Raw genomic sequence first — 19,408 nt, forward strand, 5'->3', positions numbered from 1 at the left:
TAAGGTAACAAGGGGATTGCAACATTTCAATGAAGCGCCACGCAACGCAGACTCAATCCTCTGCGATCTGTTGCGAGCCTGCGTCGGGCAGCAGCCGCACCTCGCGCTGCGGGAAGGGTATCGATATGCCCTCGGCGTGGAATGCATCCCACAGCGCCAGATAGACATTGCCGCGGATATTGGTTAGCCCCTTGGTCGGGTCACTGATCCAAAAGCGCAGGACATAATCTACGCTGCTGTCACCGAACCCGGTGATATGGCAGACCGGCTCATGTGATCCGCCGCTCAAGACCCGCGACACGGTTTTAACGGAATTGACGGCCGTTGAACGAACCTTGTGCGGGTCGTCGGAATAGCTGGTGCCGAACTCTAGATCCAGCCGCACGAATTTGTCGGAATGCGACCAGTTCACCACCTGATTGGTGATCAGGTCCTCGTTCGGGATCAGGTACTCCCGCCCGTCGCGCGTTACGACCGAGACATAGCGTGCACCCAGCGCGTTGATCCAACCGAACGTGTCCCCCAGCGAGATTACATCGCCCGGCTTGATCGACCGATCCATCAGGATGATGATCCCCGAAATCAGGTTCGACACTACCTTTTGCAGCCCGAACCCGATCCCCACACCAATCGCGCCGGACAACAGCGCGATACCGGTCAGGTCAAAGCCCAGCGTGCGGATCGCGACCAGAAAAACCCCGCCATAGATCAGAACCTGAATGCCCTTGGCCAGCAGCACCTGCATCGACGGGGTGATATCGTCATTGCTCATCAAGCCGCGCTCGGCTGCACGGGTTCCCACGCGCGCCAGTGTCAACAGAATGCCGATCAGCAGAACAGCCTTGAGAATCCCAAGGGCCGAGATGTGCAGGTCACCTATGGAAATCGCCACTCCATCCATAAACCCGGCCACGTCGTCGGTCAGGTTCAGGGCAACAAGCGTTGCATAGACCCACATTGCCCATTTGAAGATGCGTCGCAGCGTTCGGTTCCGCACCAACCGTGCCACCAGTGCAATCGCCAGCCACGCAGCGGCCAAGGTTGCGATCACGCCGATTATGTAACTGCGCGAAGGCCATGTGATCTGCTGCATGACCAGATACAGCGCCCATGACAGCACCACGAAATACACCAGTGTCAGGCGCTGCATCAGTTGTACAAGAACCCGCAAACGCCACTTAGGCCACCCGGTGCGCGAGCGCGCCCAAGTATCCCAACGGCCCTGGGTCAGCAGCTTTAGAACAAATGCCGCTCCCCACAGACAAAGGATGATAATAATCTGGTACTGCCGCCAGCCCGGTGTGACGATCAGTTCGGCAAAATTTTCAAACTGAGAGGAGAAGGCCGCGACCATATCGTCATAAAGCTTTGACACCGAACTTGGGATCAGGTCTTGGTTCATGCAGCGCCTCCTCACGACCAGATTGAAGACCAAAGCCCCACGATGCAAGTCCGCGGCGGTTTTGAACCTTGATTGCCGGGATCGCGCGATATATCTGGTGCGCATGAGACTCAATGTGGCCCAACTTCAGAATCTGGAAGATCGCGCGCGTCTGCGCGAACGGTTCTATGGGGCTGCCCGCACGGTTCTGGCGCGCCTACGCGCAGCCTAAGCCACCTCGCCAGCTATTTCTCATTACATACGGGAGAGGACCGATGTCCCCCAAAACGCTCTATGACAAGATCTGGGATGCCCATGTCGCCCACGAAGCCGATGATGGCACCTGCCTGCTGTATATCGACCGCCATCTGGTTCACGAAGTGACCAGCCCGCAGGCCTTCGAAGGCCTGCGCATGGCGGGCCGCAAGGTACGCGCGCCGGAAAAGACCATCGCGGTGCCGGACCACAACGTGCCCACTACGCCGGATCGTGTGAACGGGATCGAAAACCCGGAATCGCGCATTCAGGTCGAGGCACTGGACAAGAACGCCAAGTATTTTGGCATTCACTATTACCCGGTGCATGACGTCCGTCAGGGCATCGTCCACATCGTTGGCCCTGAACAGGGTTGGACCCTGCCTGGCATGACCGTCGTCTGCGGCGACAGCCACACCGCCACCCACGGCGCGTTTGGCGCGCTGGCCCACGGTATCGGTACGTCCGAGGTTGAACACGTTCTGGCCACTCAGACCCTGATCCAGAAGAAATCCAAAAACATGAAGGTGGAAATCACCGGCAAATTGCAGCCGGGCGTAACCGCCAAAGATATCACTCTGGCCGTGATCGGTGAAACCGGCACCGCCGGCGGCACCGGCTACGTCATCGAATATTGCGGCGAAGCGATCCGTGATCTGTCGATGGAAGGCCGCATGACCGTCTGCAACATGGCCATCGAAGGCGGTGCCCGCGCGGGCCTGATCGCCCCCGATGAGACCACGTTCGAATATGTCAAAGGTCGCCCGCATGCCCCGAAAGGTGCCCAGTGGGAAGCCGCGATGGAGTGGTGGAAAACGCTTTATACCGATGAAGGCGCACATTTCGACAAGGTCGTGACCCTTCGCGGTGAAGACATCGCGCCTGTCGTCACATGGGGTACCAGCCCCGAAGACGTGCTGCCAATCACCGCAACCGTGCCGAACCCCGAAGATTTCGAAGGCGGCAAGGTCGACGCGGCGCGCCGTTCGATCGAATATATGGGTCTGGAAGCCGGTCAGAAACTCAGCGACGTGGAAATCGACACTGTCTTTATCGGGTCGTGCACCAATGGCCGGATCGAAGACCTGCGCGCCGCTGCTGAAATACTGAAGGGCAAAAAGATCAAGGACGGGATGCGCGCAATGGTCGTGCCCGGCTCGGGCCTTGTACGACTGCAGGCCGAAGAAGAAGGTCTGGCGGATATCTTCAAAGAGGCCGGTTTCGAATGGCGTCTGGCGGGATGTTCCATGTGTCTGGCGATGAACCCCGACCAGTTGCAACCGGGCGAGCGCTGCGCCGCAACCTCGAACCGCAACTTTGAGGGCCGTCAGGGGCGGGGTGGACGCACCCATCTTCTTAGCCCGGCGATGGCTGCCGCGGCGGCAATCACAGGACGGCTGACAGACGTCCGCGAAATGATGTAAGCTACCCTCATATCTGAATATTTGAGGGAGAGACTGAAATGAGTGATTGGGTCAAATGGCTCTTGTTGGGGCTACTTTCGATTGCGTTTGGCATCTTTGTGCTGGGCGCGCCGGTGGTGGCTTCGATAGCTGTGACAGTGGTAACTGGCGTGTTGCTGCTGATATCGGGCGCGTTGCAGGTTGTCGGCGGATTTTCTGTCGAAGGCACCGGCAACAAGATTCTGTCATTCATCATGGGTGCCGTGATGCTGTTCCTCGGCTGGAACTTCATGTCCCAGCCGCTTGCAGGAACGCTCACCCTGGCGGTGGTCATGTTGATCCTGTTCATGGCAGGCGGCATCGCGCGGGTTATCCTGTCGTTCCAAATGCGCGGAACACAGTATTTCTGGCCGACAATGATCTCGGGCATCTTGTCGATCGTGCTCGCGGGTATCATCTGGACCTATGTAGGAAGTGAACCAGCAGTGCTGATGAGCATTCTGGGTATCTTCCTGGGGGTCGAGATGCTGTTCAACGGGTTCGGTTTGGTCTTCATGGCGTTCTTCGTCAAGAACGCACCCAACGACGCAACAACGGAAGCGAAACAAGCTTAAACGCGGGGCAAGGGGTCGGCCCTCTCCCGCAGGAGTGTGAACATGGAAAAGTTTGACAAAGTCCACGGGGTGGCCGCCCCAATGCCACTGATCAATATCGACACCGATATGATCATCCCCAAAGTGCACCTGAAAACCATCAAACGGTCCGGCCTTGGCGTCGTGCTCTTTGACGAGATGCGCTATCACGAGCACGGCGGCGAGAACGAAGACTTCGTTCTGAACAAACCCGCCTACCGCAATACCGAGATTCTGGTGGCCGGTGACAATTTCGGCTGCGGCTCGTCGCGCGAACACGCACCTTGGGCGATCAAGGATTTCGGCATCAAGGTTGTAATTTCGACCAGCTTTGCCGACATCTTCTTTAACAACTGCTTCAAGAACGGCATCCTGCCCATCGTGGTCGAGGAAGAGCATCATGCGATCCTGATGGATGACGCGCATAAAGGCGAAAACGCCCGCATGACCGTGCATCTTGAAGATCAGAAGATCACAACATCGGATGGCGTCGAAATTGCGTTCGACATCGACCCGCACCGCAAGCACTGCCTGCTGAACGGTCTGGACGATATCGGCCTGTCGATGGAGAAAGAACATCACATCGACAAATTCGAGGATCACGCGAGTCAGGCCCGCCCCTGGGTATGATTCTGTGGATGATTCTGTGAACACTCAACCTAAAGGGGTCGCCTCGGCGGCCTCTTTCGCATTCTAGGGGTTGAATTCGCGGCAACCACAACATGTAGGGGCAATGCTAAATTACACGTCGGATTTGCGTCAGCAATGATGCAAACCCGCACCAGTTTCGCCATCATTTTGCCCAAAATCACGTGTTTTCTGCACCTTGGCTTGAGTGGAGTGCCTGAGGCAGCCAGTGTTGGCGCTAAAGAGGCATCCGTCAAAAAACAAACGGCGGGCACAAGTTGGAATGAAGTCGGCACAGAACCGACCGGTCCAGTTTGAAAGGGTTCGGATAGTGATTGCGCGCACAACAGGGGCGGCAATACGGGGAATATTGGTTGCGTTGATCGTGCTGACCCCCGCGTTGTATCTGCCCGCATCGTCAACGAATGGGACCGAGATCGTCGTGTTTCTCGCCATTCTTGCGTTTTTCCTGACCTTTGCGGAATACAACTCGGCCTTCCCCAGCTTTATTGAGTTCCGGGACGCGCCCCCGGTGAACCGGCTGCGATTTGTTGGTCTGGTCACAATGATCATGTTTTTGACACTGATCTGTAAGAACGCCTATGCGCCGACCCATCTGACGACTGTCTTTTATTCGGTTGGCCTGAGCGTGGCCAATATCGTCGACTTTCCGTATTCGCCAGTTCGCCTGATCGTGCTGATGCTGCCTGTAGATGCCAGCTCGCCCCTGATCGAACTGGTTCGCATATCTGCCAGTGTCGCTTATCTCACGGCATTGGTTACAATTGGCAGCTTTGCCTACGCCGTGAAATTGCGTGGCTGGCCTACGGGCAACGGTGCGTTCAATGTCTGGACCAACCTGCCCTTGTTCGATCCGACCAAAGGCGGCGATGTGGTCACGCGCCTTCAGCGCGATGGGCGGCTCAACATCTCGATCGGGGTGCTGCTGCCGTTCCTGATCCCCGCGATGATAAAGATGCTGACGAATTATGCGGATCCCATTTCACTCAGCAATCCGCAGACCCTGATTTGGACCATGAGCGCATGGGCTTTCCTGCCCGCCAGTATGATCATGCGCGGCATGGCGACCCTTCGTATCGCGAACCTGATCGTTGAAAAACGTCGCGCCTATTCCACGGCCGAGTCCACTCAGACCGCATGATCCGAATACTATTCCTGCTAGTACTGCCCCTTATGGCGCAGGCTGAGACTGTGCGCGTGGCAACTTTTAACACCGAACTCAGCCGCGATGGGCCGGGCCTATTGCTCAGGGATATTCGGCGCGGCGACGCACAGGTTCAGGCTGTGGTGCAGGTGTTGACAGCGGTCAACCCCGATATTGTCGCGTTGCAGGGTGTCGACTGGGACTTTGGCGGCGAAACGCTTGCCGCATTGACTGAACAGTTGCGAGAGGCCGGTTTGGACTACCCCCATCAGTTTGCCGCGCGGCCAAATTCGGGTTTGGAGACTGGCCTGGATATGGACGGCGACGGTCGCACCCATGGTCCGGGCGACGCGCAGGGTTGGGGCAAATACACCGGGCATGGCGGCATGGCGGTCCTGTCGCGTTATCCCATCAACCAATACGAGGTTCAGGATTTTTCGCCTTTGCTCTGGCGGGACCTGCCGGATGCGCAATTGCCCGTATTGGACGGGCAACCTTATCCGTCAGAAGACGCGCAAATGGTACAGCGGTTGCCTTCGGTCGCACAGTGGGTGGTTCCGGTTGAAACACCTTTTGGGCCGGTCGACCTGATGACCTTTCACGCGGCACCCCCCGTTTTTGACGGGCCGGAAGATCGGAACGGGCTCCGCAATCACGATGAGATACAGGTGTGGTCGCACGTTCTGGAAGGTCGGCTAGGCAGCGCCCCTAAAGGCCCTTACGTGATCGCCGGGGATGCCAATCAGGACCCGACCCGCGGAGAGGGGCGTAAACAGGCGATTAAGGCGCTTTTGTCCCATCCCCTGCTACAAGACCCCCAGCCGCGTGACGCGACAGGCGACTTGGCGACGGTCACTTGGAAAGCAACGGGTGATATGCGGGTGGATTACGTGTTGCCCTCGGCCCATTGGACGGTTCGGGACAGCGGTGTTTATTGGCCTGATACAGGGACCGAAGGGCGAACGGCGGCGCAAACAGCAAGCCGCCATCGGCTGGTTTGGGTCGATCTGGAATTGGATTGAAACTGACAAAACAGGGCAACCGGTTGGCTGCCCTGTCCTTTGTCGATGATCGTCTTCAAACCCTGAAGAACTCGTTACCCAAAATATGCAGTATCAGGTCCGCGGTGCCGAGGATGACCCTCCGCCCGCAGGATCACGGCCTCCGCTGGTGGACGAACTTCCGGTCGGATCGCTACCGCCGCCAGGTGTTGAACTTCCACCTGGATCACGGCCGCCGTCGGAAGTTGAGCTATCGCTCGGGTCACGCCCCCCGCCCGAGGTTGAGCTATCGCCCGGGTCACGCCCCCCGCCTGAGGTTGAGCTATCTTCAGGCTCACGCTCTTCACCGGTTGGCGAGCAGGGAACCGATGCCGTTCCAGCAACCGCCGAGTCATCGCACCCTCCGGGGGGCGGTGGCGGCGGTGGCAGGCAGGGCTGGTCCGGGTTCGCACCACTGGGGCTGGCCCCGCCGGTACAACCGACAACGTCTCCGTATTTATTAAAAATAGGCTCGGGTTGGATCGGCTCTGGGGCTTCTGTTTGACCACAGGCGGCGACTAACGCCAGACATGCAGTCGCAGCCCATAGTTTTGAGTATCTTTGCATTCACTTGTCCTTTTTCACGGGCCGACGCACACCCGCACCGGCCCAAACCATCCAAAAAAGCGTACTCGTAACCCACTGTGAAATATGGAAAGTGCTGTCTCTCTTTCGGAACGCCGGAACTTTAGAATTGAAATCTGCGGACAAAAAGCCGCTAATCTGCATCAAGATCATGCAAATTTGCAGGACGTCTGAAAATGAACTGGGACAATCTGAAAGTGCTGTTAGCCATTAGTCGGGCGGGCTCTTTGACAGGCGCGGCACATTTCCTTGATGTGGACGCGACCACAATGGGCCGCCGGTTGACCGCGTTGGAACAAGAGCTTGGGGTGATCCTGTTTGTTCGCTCTAAGTCAGGGTTTGTGGCGACCGAAGCCGGGGCCATTGCAATCGAGCGTGCGCTGCAGATCGAAGCAAGCTATCACCGAATGACCGACGAAATCTCTCAATCACATGCCAGCGCTGTAGGGATGATGCGTATAGTCGGGAATTCGTGGACAATGCAGCGCCTGGCCTTGTCAGGGATGGATCGTTTTCTTGCCGAAAATCCCGGATTGGACCTGAGGTTCATGACCCGTGCCGCAACAACGCGCATCTCGGGCGAGGCGTCAATTCAGATGTGGCTCGAAGTTCCGCCCGAATCTGCGGAATACACGGTCACACTGGGTCAGGTCCCTTTCGCCGTTTACCACGCCGCCCACCTGCAAGAAGAACCCGCAAGCTGGGTTGCCTTTTTTGACGAAGAGGCCAGCCGCCCAATCATCAACCGCGCGGTCAGACGCCTGAGCAAACACGCCGAAAAAGTGAGATTAACCGCAACGGACGCCAGCGTGCTGGTCTCGGCCGTTGCTGCGGGGGCGGGTAAGGGGTTGCTGCCAATGTGCCTTGCCGAAGGGCGCGATGATCTGGTGCGTGTTGGCACAGGTCGTCCGGATTACAGCCGCACCCTGTACCTCTATCTCAACCCGGATACTGTTGGGTACAAGCGCGTGCAGGTCACTGTTGAGTGGGTGCGCAAGGCGTTCAACGCCGCGTTTCTACCGAACACCTGAGCGTCGGCAGGGCCGCGCGTGGCATGCATTTCTTCAGGAGTTCGTCGTTCCGGGCACAGATACGGGTTTTACCTGCAGCTTACAGCTTCCTCGCATTGACCCCATGCTGCGCAGGCGCTAGGGCCATTGCGACGAAACGCAAGGAGATCCTTCATGTCCAACCCCTCGCTCCTCATCCTGCCCGGAGACGGTATTGGCCCCGAAGTCATGGCCGAAGTCCGCCGCATCATCGACTGGTTCGGCGCGAACCGCGGTCTGGCGTTCGACGTGAGCGAGGATCTGGTCGGCGGTGCCGCCTATGACGCCCATGGCAAGCCCCTGTCGGATGAGACCATGGCCAAGGCGCAAGAGGTCGATGCGGTATTGCTGGGCGCGGTTGGTGGCCCGAAATACGACGATCTGGATTTCAGTGTAAAACCTGAACGCGGATTGCTGCGCCTGCGCAAGGAAATGGACCTGTTTTCAAACCTGCGCCCAGCTCAGTGCTTTGACGCGCTGGCCGACTTCTCATCGCTGAAGAAAGACATCGTCGCCGGTCTGGACATCATGATCGTGCGCGAACTGACATCGGGCGTCTATTTCGGCGAACCGCGCGGCATCTTCGAAGAAGGTAACGAACGCGTGGGCATCAACACCCAGCGCTACACCGAATCCGAGATCGAACGCGCCGCACGCTCGGCCTTTGAACTGGCGATGCGCCGGAACAAAAAGCTGTGCTCGATGGAAAAAGCCAACGTCATGGAATCGGGCATCCTGTGGCGCGAGGTCGTGGACCGTGTCGCCGAGGATTACCCCGAGGTCGAGCTGACCCATATGTATGCCGACAATGGCGCAATGCAGTTGGTGCGCGCACCCAAGCAGTTTGATGTGATCGTCACCGACAACCTGTTCGGCGATATCCTGTCCGATTGCGCGGCAATGCTGACCGGCTCGCTGGGGATGCTGCCATCCGCTTCGTTGGGTGCACCGATGGCCAATGGCCGTCCCAAGGCGATGTACGAACCGGTCCACGGCTCGGCCCCTGATATCGCGGGTCAGGGCAAGGCGAACCCGATTGCCTGTATCCTTAGCTTTGCCATGGCGCTGCGCTACAGCTTTGACCAAGGGGATGAGGCCGATCGTCTGGAAGCCGCGATCGAGAAAGTTCTGGCCGATGGTGTCCGCACCGCCGACTTGCTGGCCGAGGAAGGTGTGCAACCTGTGTCGACCACCGAAATGGGTGACGCGATTCTGGCGGCGCTGGACGAAACCGTCTGATCACGCGAGCATACAAATGCAAAAGGCGGTGCCCAGCGCACCGCCTTTTTCTTTGCCCGATCAATTGCCGAAGATATTGTTCAACAGGTTGTTAATGGCATTTTCGAACCCGTTGCCCTGCCTGCGGCGTTGCTGCCGGGGCTGCGCGGTTCGCACGGGCGGGTCCGGGGCCAGCATCGGCAAGGGCGTTGGCGTCATCCCTTCGGTCACGCGCAGCATGGTTTCCTTCCAGATTTCCGCAGGCAACCCGCCGCCGGTGACACCGGAAAGGGGCGTGTTGTCGTCATAACCCATCCAGACACCCGCCACGTAATCCGCCGTGAACCCGATAAACCACGCATCGCGCGCGGCCTGAGTCGTGCCGGTTTTACCCGCCACCTGCCAGCCCGGAAGCTGCGCCCGCGCGCCGGTGCCTTCCGAGACCACGCGCTCCATCATCCATGTCAGTTGCTTGGCCGCCTTGTCGTTGATGACGCGTTCTCCGATGCCGGTCGTCGTCACCATGACGGGCGTCTGGTCCCCCAGCAGCTTTAACTCGGTCAGACCATAAGGTTCCACGGACGAGCCACCGTTCAGGATACCCGCATAAGCGCCGGTCATCTCAATCAGCGTGCTTTCCGACGCGCCCAGGGCAAGGGCGGGACCTTCGGCCAGATCATTGGCGATCCCAAAAACGCTGGCGACAGTGCGGACGTTTTCAAGCCCCGCAACCTCGGCCACTTTGACGGCCGGGATGTTCAGCGAGTTCTTCAAGGCATCCGCAAGCGTGACCCTACCATAGAACTTGTTGGTATAGTTCTTAGGGCACCACTGACCCGAACCGGGAATATTGATGCAATAGGGCTCGTCCACAACCGTATCCAGCGGGGAATACCCAAGCTCCAACGCTGTCGCGTAGACGAAGGGTTTGAAGGATGATCCGGTCTGGCGCAACGCCTGTGTCGCGCGATTGAACGCACCTGATACACGCGTCTTACGACCGCCGACCATGGCGCGCACAGCCCCATCTGCGGACATCACGACAATCGCGGCCTGCGCCTTGGACCCTTCGCGAACCTTTTCTTGAAAGATATATTGCAGCGCCTCTTCAGCCGATTTTTGCAGGCGCTGATCCAAAGTAGTCCGGATCACCACATCCTCGGTCGTGTTGCGGGTGAAGAACTCCGGTCCGCTGGCCATGACCCAATCGGCGAAATATCCGCCTGCACGCGCGGCGGCGGCTTCGGACAATTCTGCGGGGCGGGTGCGGGCTTCGCTGGCCTGCGCAGGGGAAAGATATCCCTGATCCTCCATCAAACCGACCACCAGACGCGCCCGATCCTGCGAGCGTTGTAGGTTGTTCGTCGGCGCATACCGGGTCGGCGCGACCAGAAGACCCGCCAGCATCGCGGCCTCGGACGGTGATACTTCGGCGGCTGAAATCCCGAAATACCGCTGGCTGGCCGCCTCGAACCCTCGCGCACCTGCGCCAAGGAACGCCCGGTTCAGATAGATGGTAAGGATTTCGTCCTTGGAGTATTTGACCTCCATCGCCATCGCGTAAACGGCTTCCTTGGCCTTGCGCCACAACGACCCCTGACGGCAATCAGCTTCATAGGCCGCCTCGGACTCCCATTCAGCCGGATCGTATGGAACGCCCAGACATAGCAACTTGGCCGTCTGCTGCGTGATGGTCGAACCGCCATGGCCCGACAGCGGCCCCCGGCCTTCGCTCAGGTTGATGCGCACGGCGCTGGCAACCCCGCGCGGGCTGACACCGAAATGGCGATAGAACCGCTTGTCCTCGGTCGCGATGACCGCGTGTTTAAGGTGCGGGGACACGGTATCAGCCGTAATGACACCGCCAAACTGGTCACCGCGCCATGCAAACACCTTACCGTCGCGGTCCAGCATCGTGACCGACCCGCGCGCGCGGCCGTCCAAAAGCGAATCGACATCGGGCAACGAGGTGTAGACAACGCCAATCGCCAGCGCCAGCAACAGCGCGCAAACGGCCCCCACGCGCCATGTCACGCCCCAGATCATCCGCCACAGCCAGCGGAACATCCGGCGGAATATCCCTCCGCCACCTCCGGCCGATTTCTTGCGTGTTTTCTTGCGGGTGGGCTTTCGTGTGGTGGTTTTACGTGCGACAGCCTTCTTTCCCGCAGGTTTCGCGGTGCGTTTGGTCGCCTTGGGTTTACGGCCCTTGGACGGGTATCTTTTATCCGCCACCAAAGGAGTTTTGCGGCGCTTGGAATCTGTCATTTCCGAACTCTGCCCGGTTATCGTTTTGAGGCACCATACCCTGCAAAACCTGTGAAGTTGAGGTCCGAATTTCCGGTAAATCTCTTCCTCACTTTGCACATTTTTTGGGCATTTATCTCAATCTGTGCAAAAATTGTGCACCTAGCTGCAAATTTCCCCAGCGTTCGGTCGCACTCAGCGTTCCTTAAAACCGTCAGCCGCGCTTTTTTGCTGCGAGTGCAAACAAGCCGGACAGACCGGGAAGCAGAGGGGATCAACGTGAAACTGATCATTGCGACAATCAAGCCGTTCAAGCTGGAGGAGGTGCGCGAGGCACTGACCGAAGCTGGCGTGCGCGGCATGATGGTGACCGAAATCAAGGGCTTCGGCTCGCAATCGGGTCACACAGAAATCTATCGCGGTGCGGAATATGCCGTGAACTTCGTACCCAAGATCAAACTGGAAATCGTGGTGCCCGCTGCGATGGCCGACCAGATCGTCGAGACCATCACCAAAACCGCCAAGACCGGCAAGATCGGTGACGGCAAGATTTTCGTCCTCGATGTCGAGCAGGCCCTGCGCGTGCGGACCGGGGAAACCAACGAAGAGGCGCTGTAAGCGCCCCCACTCACAATCATTCGAGGACTGACAATGAACCTGATGAAATCTCTCATCCCTGCTGCCGCGATCGTCGCGCTGCCGCAGATGGGTCTGGCGCAAGAGGCCGCCGACGGCGAAGCCGCGCTCCATACCCAGTATATCTTCACCACGCTGCTGTTCCTGATGGCAGGGTTCCTGGTCTTCTTCATGGCTGCAGGTTTTGCCATGCTTGAAGGCGGTCTGGTGCGCTCCAAGAACGTCGCCATGCAGATGATCAAGAACGTGGCGCTGTTTTCCATAGCCGCGATCATGTACTGGCTGGTTGGCTTCAACACGATGTATCCGGGCGACTTCAATGGTTTCTTTGCCATTGGCGGCCCGACCGTGCTTGACCCGGTCGGTGTCGACCCTGCCGAGGCTGCTCTGGACTATGCCTCGATCGGATCGGACTTCTTCTTCCAGTTGGTCTTTGTGGCTGCAACCGCCTCCATCGTGTCGGGTGCCGTGGCCGAGCGGATCAAGCTGTTCCCCTTCCTGATCTTCGTCGTTGTACTGACCGGTATCATGTACCCGATCTCGGGTTCCTGGCAGTGGGGCGGCGGCTGGCTGTCTGAAGCTGGCTTCTCGGATTTCGCTGGCTCGACCGTCGTACACTCGGTCGGTGGCTGGGCAGCGCTGGCAGGCGCGATCATCCTTGGTCCGCGGATCGGCAAATACAAGGACGGCAAGGTCCACCCGATGCCCGGTTCGAACTTGGCACTGGCAACCCTGGGTACGTTCATCCTGTGGCTGGGTTGGTTCGGCTTCAACGGCGGCTCGCAGCTTGCAATGGGCACTGTGGGCGACGTAACAGACGTCTCGCGTATCTTCGCCAACACCAACATGGCCGCCGCTTCGGGCGCTGTTACAGCCCTGATCCTGACACAACTGCTGTACAAAAAGCCTGACCTGACCATGGTGCTAAACGGTGCGCTGGCCGGTCTGGTTTCGATCACAGCCGAACCTCTGGCCCCGACCCTGTTCGGCGCGCTGTGGATCGGTGCCGTCGGTGGTATCATCGTGGTCTTCGCGGTTCCGATGCTGGACAAGTTCAAGATTGACGACGTTGTCGGCGCGATCCCGGTTCACCTGTTCGCAGGCATCTGGGGCACCATCGCCGTGATCTTCTACGGCGAAGCATCCTTGGGCACCCAGCTTCTCGGTATCGCAGCCTACGGCGTGTTCACCTTTGTCGGCGCGCTGATCCTGTGGAGCATCCTGAAAGCCGTTGTCGGCATTCGCGTCAGCGAAGAGGACGAGATCAACGGCCTCGACATGGCAGAGCTGGGGATGGAAGCATATCCCGAATTCTCCAAAGGCTAAGACCTGAGTTCACCACTCAAAGGCCGGGCGTTCGCGCCCGGCCTTTTCTTTTGGAATTGGCCAAAAACAAAAAAGCCGCGCAATCCTGCGCGGCTTTAACGGTTGTGATGGATAACTCAAACGCCGACGTCGACAATCGCCTGTGCCAGAATCGGCACCGTGTTGGCGTTCAGACCCGCAATGTTCAAACGGCTGTCGCCGACCATATAGATGCCGTGATCAGCACGCAGCTTCTCGACCAGTTCCGGGGCTGCGCCAAGGCGCGAGAACATGCCGCGATGCTGGGCGACAAAGCCAAACCGGTCGGACCCGCTCAGTCTTTGCAGCTCGTCGGCCAGTTGTTGGCGCAGACCCAGCATGGACAGGCGAACCTCTTCCAGCTCGGCCGCCCAATCCGCGCGCAAGGCGTCGTCATTCAGGATTGTCGTCACGACCCGCGCCCCGTGATCGGGCGGGAAGGAATAGTTCTGACGATTCAGAAAGGCCAGCGTCGACTGGTTCAGCCCCGTCTGCGCCGCATCATCGCTGATCGCCATCAACAGCCCGGTGCGTTCGCGATATACACCGAAGTTCTTGGAACAAGACGCCGCGATCAGGCAACGCTTGACCGACGAGGCAACAAGGCGGGTAGCCTGCGCATCTTCCTCAAGACCATCACCAAAGCCCTGATAGGCGATGTCGATCATCGCCACGAGGCGAAGCTCGTTGATGATGTTCACGACCTCTTGCCACTGAACCATGTTCAGATTGGCTCCGGTCGGGTTATGGCAACAGCCATGAAGCAGAACCACGTCGCCCGCCTTGGCCGTTTTCAGGTCTTCGACCATGCCATCGAAATCAACGCCTCGGGTCTCACCATCGAAATAGCGGTACGGGACGGTCTCCATCCCCAGATAGTTCAGGATCGACAGGTGGTTCGGCCATGTTGGATTCGACACAAGGACGCGCGCCGAAGGGTTGGCCATGCGGATCATCTCGAACGCTTGCCGACACGCGCCAGTGCCGCCAGGCGTCGCCACAGCCGCGATGTTGCCACGCGGAACCGAGGTGCCAAGGATCAGGCCGATCATCGCATCCGCAAAAGCCGGATCGCCCGCCAGACCGGTATAGGCCTTGCTCTCCTGTTCTTCCAGAATGCGCTTTTCAGCCGCTTTCACCGCGCGCATGACCGGGGTCACGCCTTCAGCATTCTTGTAGACGCCAACACCCAGGTCGATCTTTTGATCGCGCGGGTCTTCGCGGTACATCTGCATCAGCGCCAGGATCTTATCGGCGGGCTGCGGTTTGAGGTTTTCGAACATCAGGTCTCTCCGGTTGCGACGGGCAGGGTGGGGAACGCACCCCATTCAGCCCAGGAGCCGTCATAAAGCGAATGGTCTTTTTTGCCCAAGCGTTCCAACGCAAGGCTGAGGATCGCGGCAGTTACACCCGACCCGCATGAGGTAATGACGGGTTTCGACAGGTCCACGCCAGCGGCCTCGAACACGGTGCGGCATTCATCGGGCGACTTCATCGTGCCGTTCTTGTTCAACAGCGTATCAAACGGCACATTGCGCGAGCCTGGAATATGACCCGAACGCAAGCCTTCACGCGGCTCGGCGCTTGTCCCTGCAAATCGGGCGGCAGAGCGTGCATCAATGATCTCGTGATCGGCCAACTTCGCCGCCGCAGACACCTGCGTGACGTCCCGCACCAGATGGTTTTGCACGCGCACCGTCATGTGACGGTCACGAATGACCGGAGGAAGGTCTTCGATCTCGCGCCCTTCAGCCTGCCATTTGGGGAAACCGCCATCCAGAACAGCGATGTTTTCCTGACCCATCAGACGGAACAGCCACCAGACCCGCGCGGCGGACATCAACCCGGCGCCATCATAGACCACCACCTGATGACCATCCCCAACCCCCATCGCCCGCAGGCGCGACATGAACTTTTCAACCGGGGGCGCCATGTGCGGCAGATCCGAGCGACGATCCGAGATCTCGTCAATGTCAAAGAACCGCGCGCCGGGAATATGGGCCGCGTCATACTCGGCCTTTGCATCCCGCCCTTGCTGCGGCAAATACCATGAACCGTCCAGAACCCGCAGGTCCGGGTCCTTGAGATGGGCTGCAAGCCATTCGGTTGAAACGAGGGTTTTCGGATCGTCCTGCATCAAAGCCTCCCCAAAGCGAGCTTGGGTTTTCCCTATACGCGCAGGGTTGCGGGTTCAAGGCTGGATAAGGTCGCGGGTCCGCTTATCCGGCCTGACCATAGTGGTGCATGTTCAGAAATGCGGCACCCTCATCACCCGCCCGATAACCATGCGGAATGTCTGCAGCAAAGCGCAGGCCCTGTCCGGCTTGCAACGGCACCCATTCCGCGTCGCGCAAGATTTCCAATGCACCTTTCAGCACGAACACTTCCTCGGTCACGCCGGCGGCATGGGCGGCGGATTCGTGGCTCTGGTTCGGTGCAAGATCGACATGGAAGGTTTCCGCGCCAAGTGCGGGGTCATAGGGGAAGACGATCTTGACCTCGATGCTGCCGGGAAAGGTCACGGTGCGGAACAGGCTGGAATCGGCAGGGTCGCGCAGCGCCGACGACCCGATCAAAGCACTAAGTGGCAGTTGGAATCCTTTGGCGATCTTCCACAGGGTCGCGATGGTCGGGCTGGATTCGCCCCGCTCGATCTGGCCCAGCATGGCCTTGCTGACGCCTGTCATCTCGGCCACCTTGGACAGGCTCAGCCCCGAGGCCGCGCGCACATCCCGCAGTTTCAGCGTTATATCATCCGGTGCCATATCGCTCGTCTCTCGAATCCTCTTGTGCGTTATAGCGCACATGTGATACGTGCGCTATAACGCACACACCCCGCCATCGCAACCGGGGCATAAGGGAAACAGCATCATGCCAATGTACCGATCCAGAACCTCTACCCATGGCCGCAACATGGCCGGTGCCCGCGGCCTGTGGCGCGCCACCGGGATGCAGGATGACGATTTCGGCAAGCCGATCATCGCAATCGTCAACTCGTTCACGCAGTTTGTGCCGGGCCACGTTCACCTGAAGGACCTCGGCCAGATGGTTGCCCGCGAGGTCGAGGCCGCCGGTGGTGTCGCCAAAGAGTTCAACACCATCGCCGTGGATGACGGGATCGCCATGGGCCATGACGGCATGCTGTATTCGCTTCCCTCACGAGAGGTGATCGCAGATTCGGTCGAATACATGGTCAACGCGCATTGTGCCGATGCGATGGTATGCATCTCGAATTGCGACAAGATCACGCCGGGCATGCTGATGGCTGCCATGCGCCTGAACATCCCCGCGATCTTTGTCTCGGGCGGGCCGATGGAGGCCGGAAAGATCGACATCGCCGATCTGGATGTGAAAAAGATCGACCTTGTGGACGCGATGGTCGCCGCGGCCGACGACAAGTACACCGACGAACAGGTCCAGCATATCGAGGAAAACGCCTGCCCGACCTGTGGGTCGTGCTCGGGCATGTTCACCGCGAACTCGATGAACTGTCTGGCCGAGGCGCTGGGTCTGGCCCTGCCGGGCAATGGGTCCACGCTGGCCACGCACTCAGACCGCAAAGAGCTGTTCCTTGAGGCCGGTCGCCGCATCGTCGAGATCACCAAGCGCCACTATGATCTGGATGAAAAGGGCTTCCTGCCCCGCGAAATCGCCACATTTGATGCGTTCGAGAACGCCATGTCGCTGGACATCGCCATGGGCGGGTCCACCAACACCGTGCTGCACCTGCTGGCCATCGCGCATGAGGGCGAGGTGCACTTCACCATGTCCGATATGGACCGACTCAGCCGCGAAGTACCCTGTTTGTGCAAGGTCGCGCCAAACACAGAGAACGTGCATATGGAAGACGTTCACCGCGCGGGCGGCATCTTCTCGATCCTCGGCGAACTCAGCCGCGCCGGTCTGCTGCACGATGATTGTAGCACCGTGCATTCGGCAACGATGGGTGAAGCAATTGCCAATTGGGATATTAAGGTCGCCAACAACCCCAAGGCGCAGGATTTGTTCAAGGCCGCGCCGGGTGGCGTCCGCACCACGCAGGCGTTCAGCCAATCGAATAGGTACAAGGAACTGGACACCGACCGCGAAGGCGGCGTGATCCGGTCCAAGGAACACGCGTTCAGTCAGGATGGAGGTCTGGCGGTGCTGTTCGGCAACATCGCGCGCGACGGCTGTATCGTGAAAACCGCCGGTGTGGACCCTGCCAGCCTGACCTTCACCGGCTCGGCCTATGTCTGCGAAAGCCAGGATCGGGCGGTGAACGACATCCTGACCGGCAAAGTGAAAGAGGGCGACGTGGTCGTTATCCGGTACGAAGGCCCGCGCGGTGGCCCGGGGATGCAGGAAATGCTGTACCCGACCTCGTATCTGAAATCCAAGGGGCTGGGCAAAGCTTGCGCGCTGCTGACCGACGGGCGGTTTTCGGGTGGCACCTCGGGCCTTTCGATCGGCCACGTCTCGCCCGAAGCGGCCGAAGGTGGCGTCATCGGTCTGGTGCATCAGGGCGACAAGATCGAGATCGACATCCCCAACCGCTCGATCCATCTGGCGGTGTCCGACGAAGAACTGGCCGCGCGCCGGGAAGAACAGGACGAAAAAGGCTGGGAACCTGCCGCGCCGCGCAAGCGCAAGGTGTCCACGGCGCTGAAGGCCTATGCCAAGCTGACGACAAGTGCGGCTAAGGGAGCTGTGCGCCAGTTGTGACTATGTTAACCCGGCGCGCGATTATGACGGGCCGGGTTTTCCAACCACCCAAACCCTCCCGCGCCCGAACTACGCCATCGGCTGCGCCGATACCCCGTTCAGTCTTGGGCCCGGCGCCGCGCGGTGCGCGGCGCCGGGCCCAACCAGCGGAGATGTCTCGTCAGAGACATTGATAATGAGCGGGAGAACCTGCCCCTTACTCAGTCGCCAAGTTTGGCATGAACCTCATCCAGATCAATTTCACCAATTGGCATCTTGTTAGCCGGGTTCTCAAAATCATACCGGAACAGCTCGAAATCCTGCTTGTAGATTTCGTAGACCAGGTGCATCGAGAGGTCGTCAAAATAGTCTGCAACCGGATGCGCGCGCTTTGGGCCATGCCCCTCAGATTCGTTGAAGCGCGGGATTGTGGACAGCTCCACATTATGCGGCGTATCCAGATGGTTCAGGACATCCTGCATTCCGTCGTTGAACGCTTCGGTCCAGAAAATCCGGTCATACCGCCCGCCGTTGACGATAAAGGTCGAGACATGGCCTGACATGGCCGACCAGTGAATATCGGGGTCCATCGGCCTGCGCCAACGGATCGTATCACGCGCAAACAGCAGAAACCGGCGGAAGCTGGCGATCTGGTCGAACTCGCCCTTTCCGTCATCCCCACCAACCTCGATCCCGTAATTATAGATCAGCGTCGGCACCAGATTGCCCCGGTACCGTTTGCCGTTTCGCTGAATGCCGCAGATCTTGTCAAAAAAGGAGCTGAGGATACGCGTGTAAGGATTGCGGACACAGGTGAAGGTATAAGACGAGTGGTTTCGGATATTTTGGGAAATCACATCCTGACTGTTCTCGAACGCCCATTTGTGCATTCCGTCATCTGCGTCGTGAATATCACCATCAAAGAACCGACCATGATCCGAATAATACATGATCTGTCCAATAGTTGAGCAGGCGCATTTCGGCACAACCCGATACACCATGCTTTCGCTCTCGGTCATCCATGTGCCGGGAAAACCCATCTGCTTTGCCTCCTCCGCGTGTCAGAACCTAAAATTTCTGCCCGCTTTTGAGATCAAAAAACCAAAAATATTATGTTTATTCAATCGCTCATCCTCAGTATCA

The 19,408-nt window shown here is 58.8% G+C and carries 18 protein-coding genes; 11 read left to right on the forward strand and 7 right to left on the reverse strand.

Annotation, left to right across the window (positions count from 1 at the left end; all coding sequences use genetic code 11):
- Positions 1-52 precede the first annotated feature (52 nt).
- The gene (locus GOV88_RS17040) at positions 53-1,402 is read right to left on the reverse strand and encodes a mechanosensitive ion channel family protein (protein ID WP_171125876.1); all 1,350 of its coding nucleotides are present in this window, start codon (positions 1,400-1,402) and stop codon (positions 53-55) included.
- Positions 1,403-1,517: 115 nt separating this feature from the next.
- On the opposite strand from GOV88_RS17040, the gene GOV88_RS17045 reads away from it, so the two are divergent.
- The 6 genes from GOV88_RS17045 (at position 1,518) to GOV88_RS17070 (ending at position 6,485) form a co-directional block, all read left to right on the forward strand.
- On the forward strand, positions 1,518-1,613 hold the full coding sequence (locus tag GOV88_RS17045) for an isopropylmalate isomerase (protein WP_254428854.1): 96 nt from the start codon (positions 1,518-1,520) through the stop codon (positions 1,611-1,613).
- A gap of 43 nt (positions 1,614-1,656) precedes the next feature.
- On the forward strand, positions 1,657-3,060 hold the full coding sequence (gene leuC / locus GOV88_RS17050; RefSeq protein WP_171241155.1) for a 3-isopropylmalate dehydratase large subunit: 1,404 nt from the start codon (positions 1,657-1,659) through the stop codon (positions 3,058-3,060).
- A 38-nt stretch (positions 3,061-3,098) separates the two neighbouring features.
- Positions 3,099-3,653, forward strand: coding sequence for an HdeD family acid-resistance protein (locus tag GOV88_RS17055; protein ID WP_171126650.1), 555 nt, complete (start codon positions 3,099-3,101; stop codon positions 3,651-3,653).
- 42 nt (positions 3,654-3,695) lie between these two features.
- Positions 3,696-4,301, forward strand: coding sequence for a 3-isopropylmalate dehydratase small subunit (leuD, locus tag GOV88_RS17060; RefSeq protein WP_171125870.1), 606 nt, complete (start codon positions 3,696-3,698; stop codon positions 4,299-4,301).
- Between the two features lie 328 nt (positions 4,302-4,629).
- The gene (locus GOV88_RS17065) at positions 4,630-5,460 is read left to right on the forward strand and encodes a hypothetical protein (protein ID WP_171126649.1); all 831 of its coding nucleotides are present in this window, start codon (positions 4,630-4,632) and stop codon (positions 5,458-5,460) included.
- A complete protein-coding gene (locus GOV88_RS17070; protein WP_171241156.1) occupies positions 5,457-6,485 on the forward strand; it encodes an endonuclease/exonuclease/phosphatase family protein in 1,029 nt (342 codons plus the stop codon). Before GOV88_RS17065 ends, GOV88_RS17070 begins: the two co-directional genes overlap by 4 nt.
- Positions 6,486-6,578: 93 nt before the next feature.
- On the opposite strand, the gene GOV88_RS17075 is transcribed toward GOV88_RS17070, so the two are convergent.
- Positions 6,579-7,070 carry a hypothetical protein gene (locus tag GOV88_RS17075; protein WP_171241157.1) on the reverse strand — a complete coding sequence of 164 codons (492 nt, stop codon included), beginning with the start codon at positions 7,068-7,070 and terminating at the stop codon, positions 6,579-6,581.
- Between the two features lie 194 nt (positions 7,071-7,264).
- On the opposite strand from GOV88_RS17075, the gene GOV88_RS17080 reads away from it, so the two are divergent.
- Together GOV88_RS17080 and leuB are read left to right on the forward strand one after the other, a co-directional pair.
- The gene (locus tag GOV88_RS17080; RefSeq protein ID WP_171241158.1) at positions 7,265-8,119 is read left to right on the forward strand and encodes a LysR family transcriptional regulator; all 855 of its coding nucleotides are present in this window, start codon (positions 7,265-7,267) and stop codon (positions 8,117-8,119) included.
- A 153-nt stretch (positions 8,120-8,272) separates the two neighbouring features.
- Positions 8,273-9,376 carry a 3-isopropylmalate dehydrogenase gene (leuB, locus tag GOV88_RS17085; RefSeq protein ID WP_171241159.1) on the forward strand — a complete coding sequence of 368 codons (1,104 nt, stop codon included), beginning with the start codon at positions 8,273-8,275 and terminating at the stop codon, positions 9,374-9,376.
- Between the two features lie 60 nt (positions 9,377-9,436).
- On the opposite strand, the gene GOV88_RS17090 is transcribed toward leuB, so the two are convergent.
- Positions 9,437-11,623, reverse strand: a complete 2,187-nt coding sequence (locus GOV88_RS17090; protein WP_171241160.1) for a transglycosylase domain-containing protein — start codon at positions 11,621-11,623, stop codon at positions 9,437-9,439.
- 258 nt (positions 11,624-11,881) lie between these two features.
- Between GOV88_RS17090 and GOV88_RS17100 the strand changes: the two genes are divergently transcribed.
- Both GOV88_RS17100 and GOV88_RS17105 read left to right on the forward strand, forming a co-directional pair.
- Entirely contained in the window at positions 11,882-12,220 is a 339-nt protein-coding gene (locus GOV88_RS17100) for a P-II family nitrogen regulator (RefSeq protein WP_171125856.1), read from the forward strand.
- Between the two features lie 33 nt (positions 12,221-12,253).
- Positions 12,254-13,564: an ammonium transporter gene (locus GOV88_RS17105; RefSeq protein WP_171125855.1), complete on the forward strand. Its 1,311-nt coding sequence runs from the start codon at positions 12,254-12,256 to the stop codon at positions 13,562-13,564.
- A 116-nt stretch (positions 13,565-13,680) separates the two neighbouring features.
- Here GOV88_RS17105 and GOV88_RS17110 read toward each other — a convergent pair whose 3' ends face one another.
- The 3 genes from GOV88_RS17110 to GOV88_RS17120 form a co-directional block, all read right to left on the reverse strand.
- Positions 13,681-14,865: an amino acid aminotransferase gene (locus GOV88_RS17110; protein ID WP_171241161.1), complete on the reverse strand. Its 1,185-nt coding sequence runs from the start codon at positions 14,863-14,865 to the stop codon at positions 13,681-13,683.
- Positions 14,865-15,719, reverse strand: a complete 855-nt coding sequence (sseA, locus tag GOV88_RS17115) for a 3-mercaptopyruvate sulfurtransferase (RefSeq protein WP_171241162.1) — start codon at positions 15,717-15,719, stop codon at positions 14,865-14,867. Before sseA ends, GOV88_RS17110 begins: the two co-directional genes overlap by 1 nt.
- Before the next feature lie 82 nt (positions 15,720-15,801).
- Positions 15,802-16,347: a helix-turn-helix domain-containing protein gene (locus tag GOV88_RS17120; RefSeq protein WP_171125850.1), complete on the reverse strand. Its 546-nt coding sequence runs from the start codon at positions 16,345-16,347 to the stop codon at positions 15,802-15,804.
- A gap of 106 nt (positions 16,348-16,453) precedes the next feature.
- Between GOV88_RS17120 and ilvD the strand changes: the two genes are divergently transcribed.
- Positions 16,454-18,286, forward strand: a complete 1,833-nt coding sequence (ilvD, locus tag GOV88_RS17125; protein ID WP_171241163.1) for a dihydroxy-acid dehydratase — start codon at positions 16,454-16,456, stop codon at positions 18,284-18,286.
- A 200-nt stretch (positions 18,287-18,486) separates the two neighbouring features.
- Here ilvD and GOV88_RS17130 read toward each other — a convergent pair whose 3' ends face one another.
- On the reverse strand, positions 18,487-19,305 hold the full coding sequence (locus GOV88_RS17130) for a sulfotransferase family protein (protein ID WP_171241164.1): 819 nt from the start codon (positions 19,303-19,305) through the stop codon (positions 18,487-18,489).
- Positions 19,306-19,408 lie beyond the last annotated feature (103 nt).

The sequence above is a fragment of the Ruegeria sp. HKCCA5491 genome (genome assembly GCF_013034565.1).
GTDB lineage: Bacteria > Pseudomonadota > Alphaproteobacteria > Rhodobacterales > Rhodobacteraceae > Ruegeria.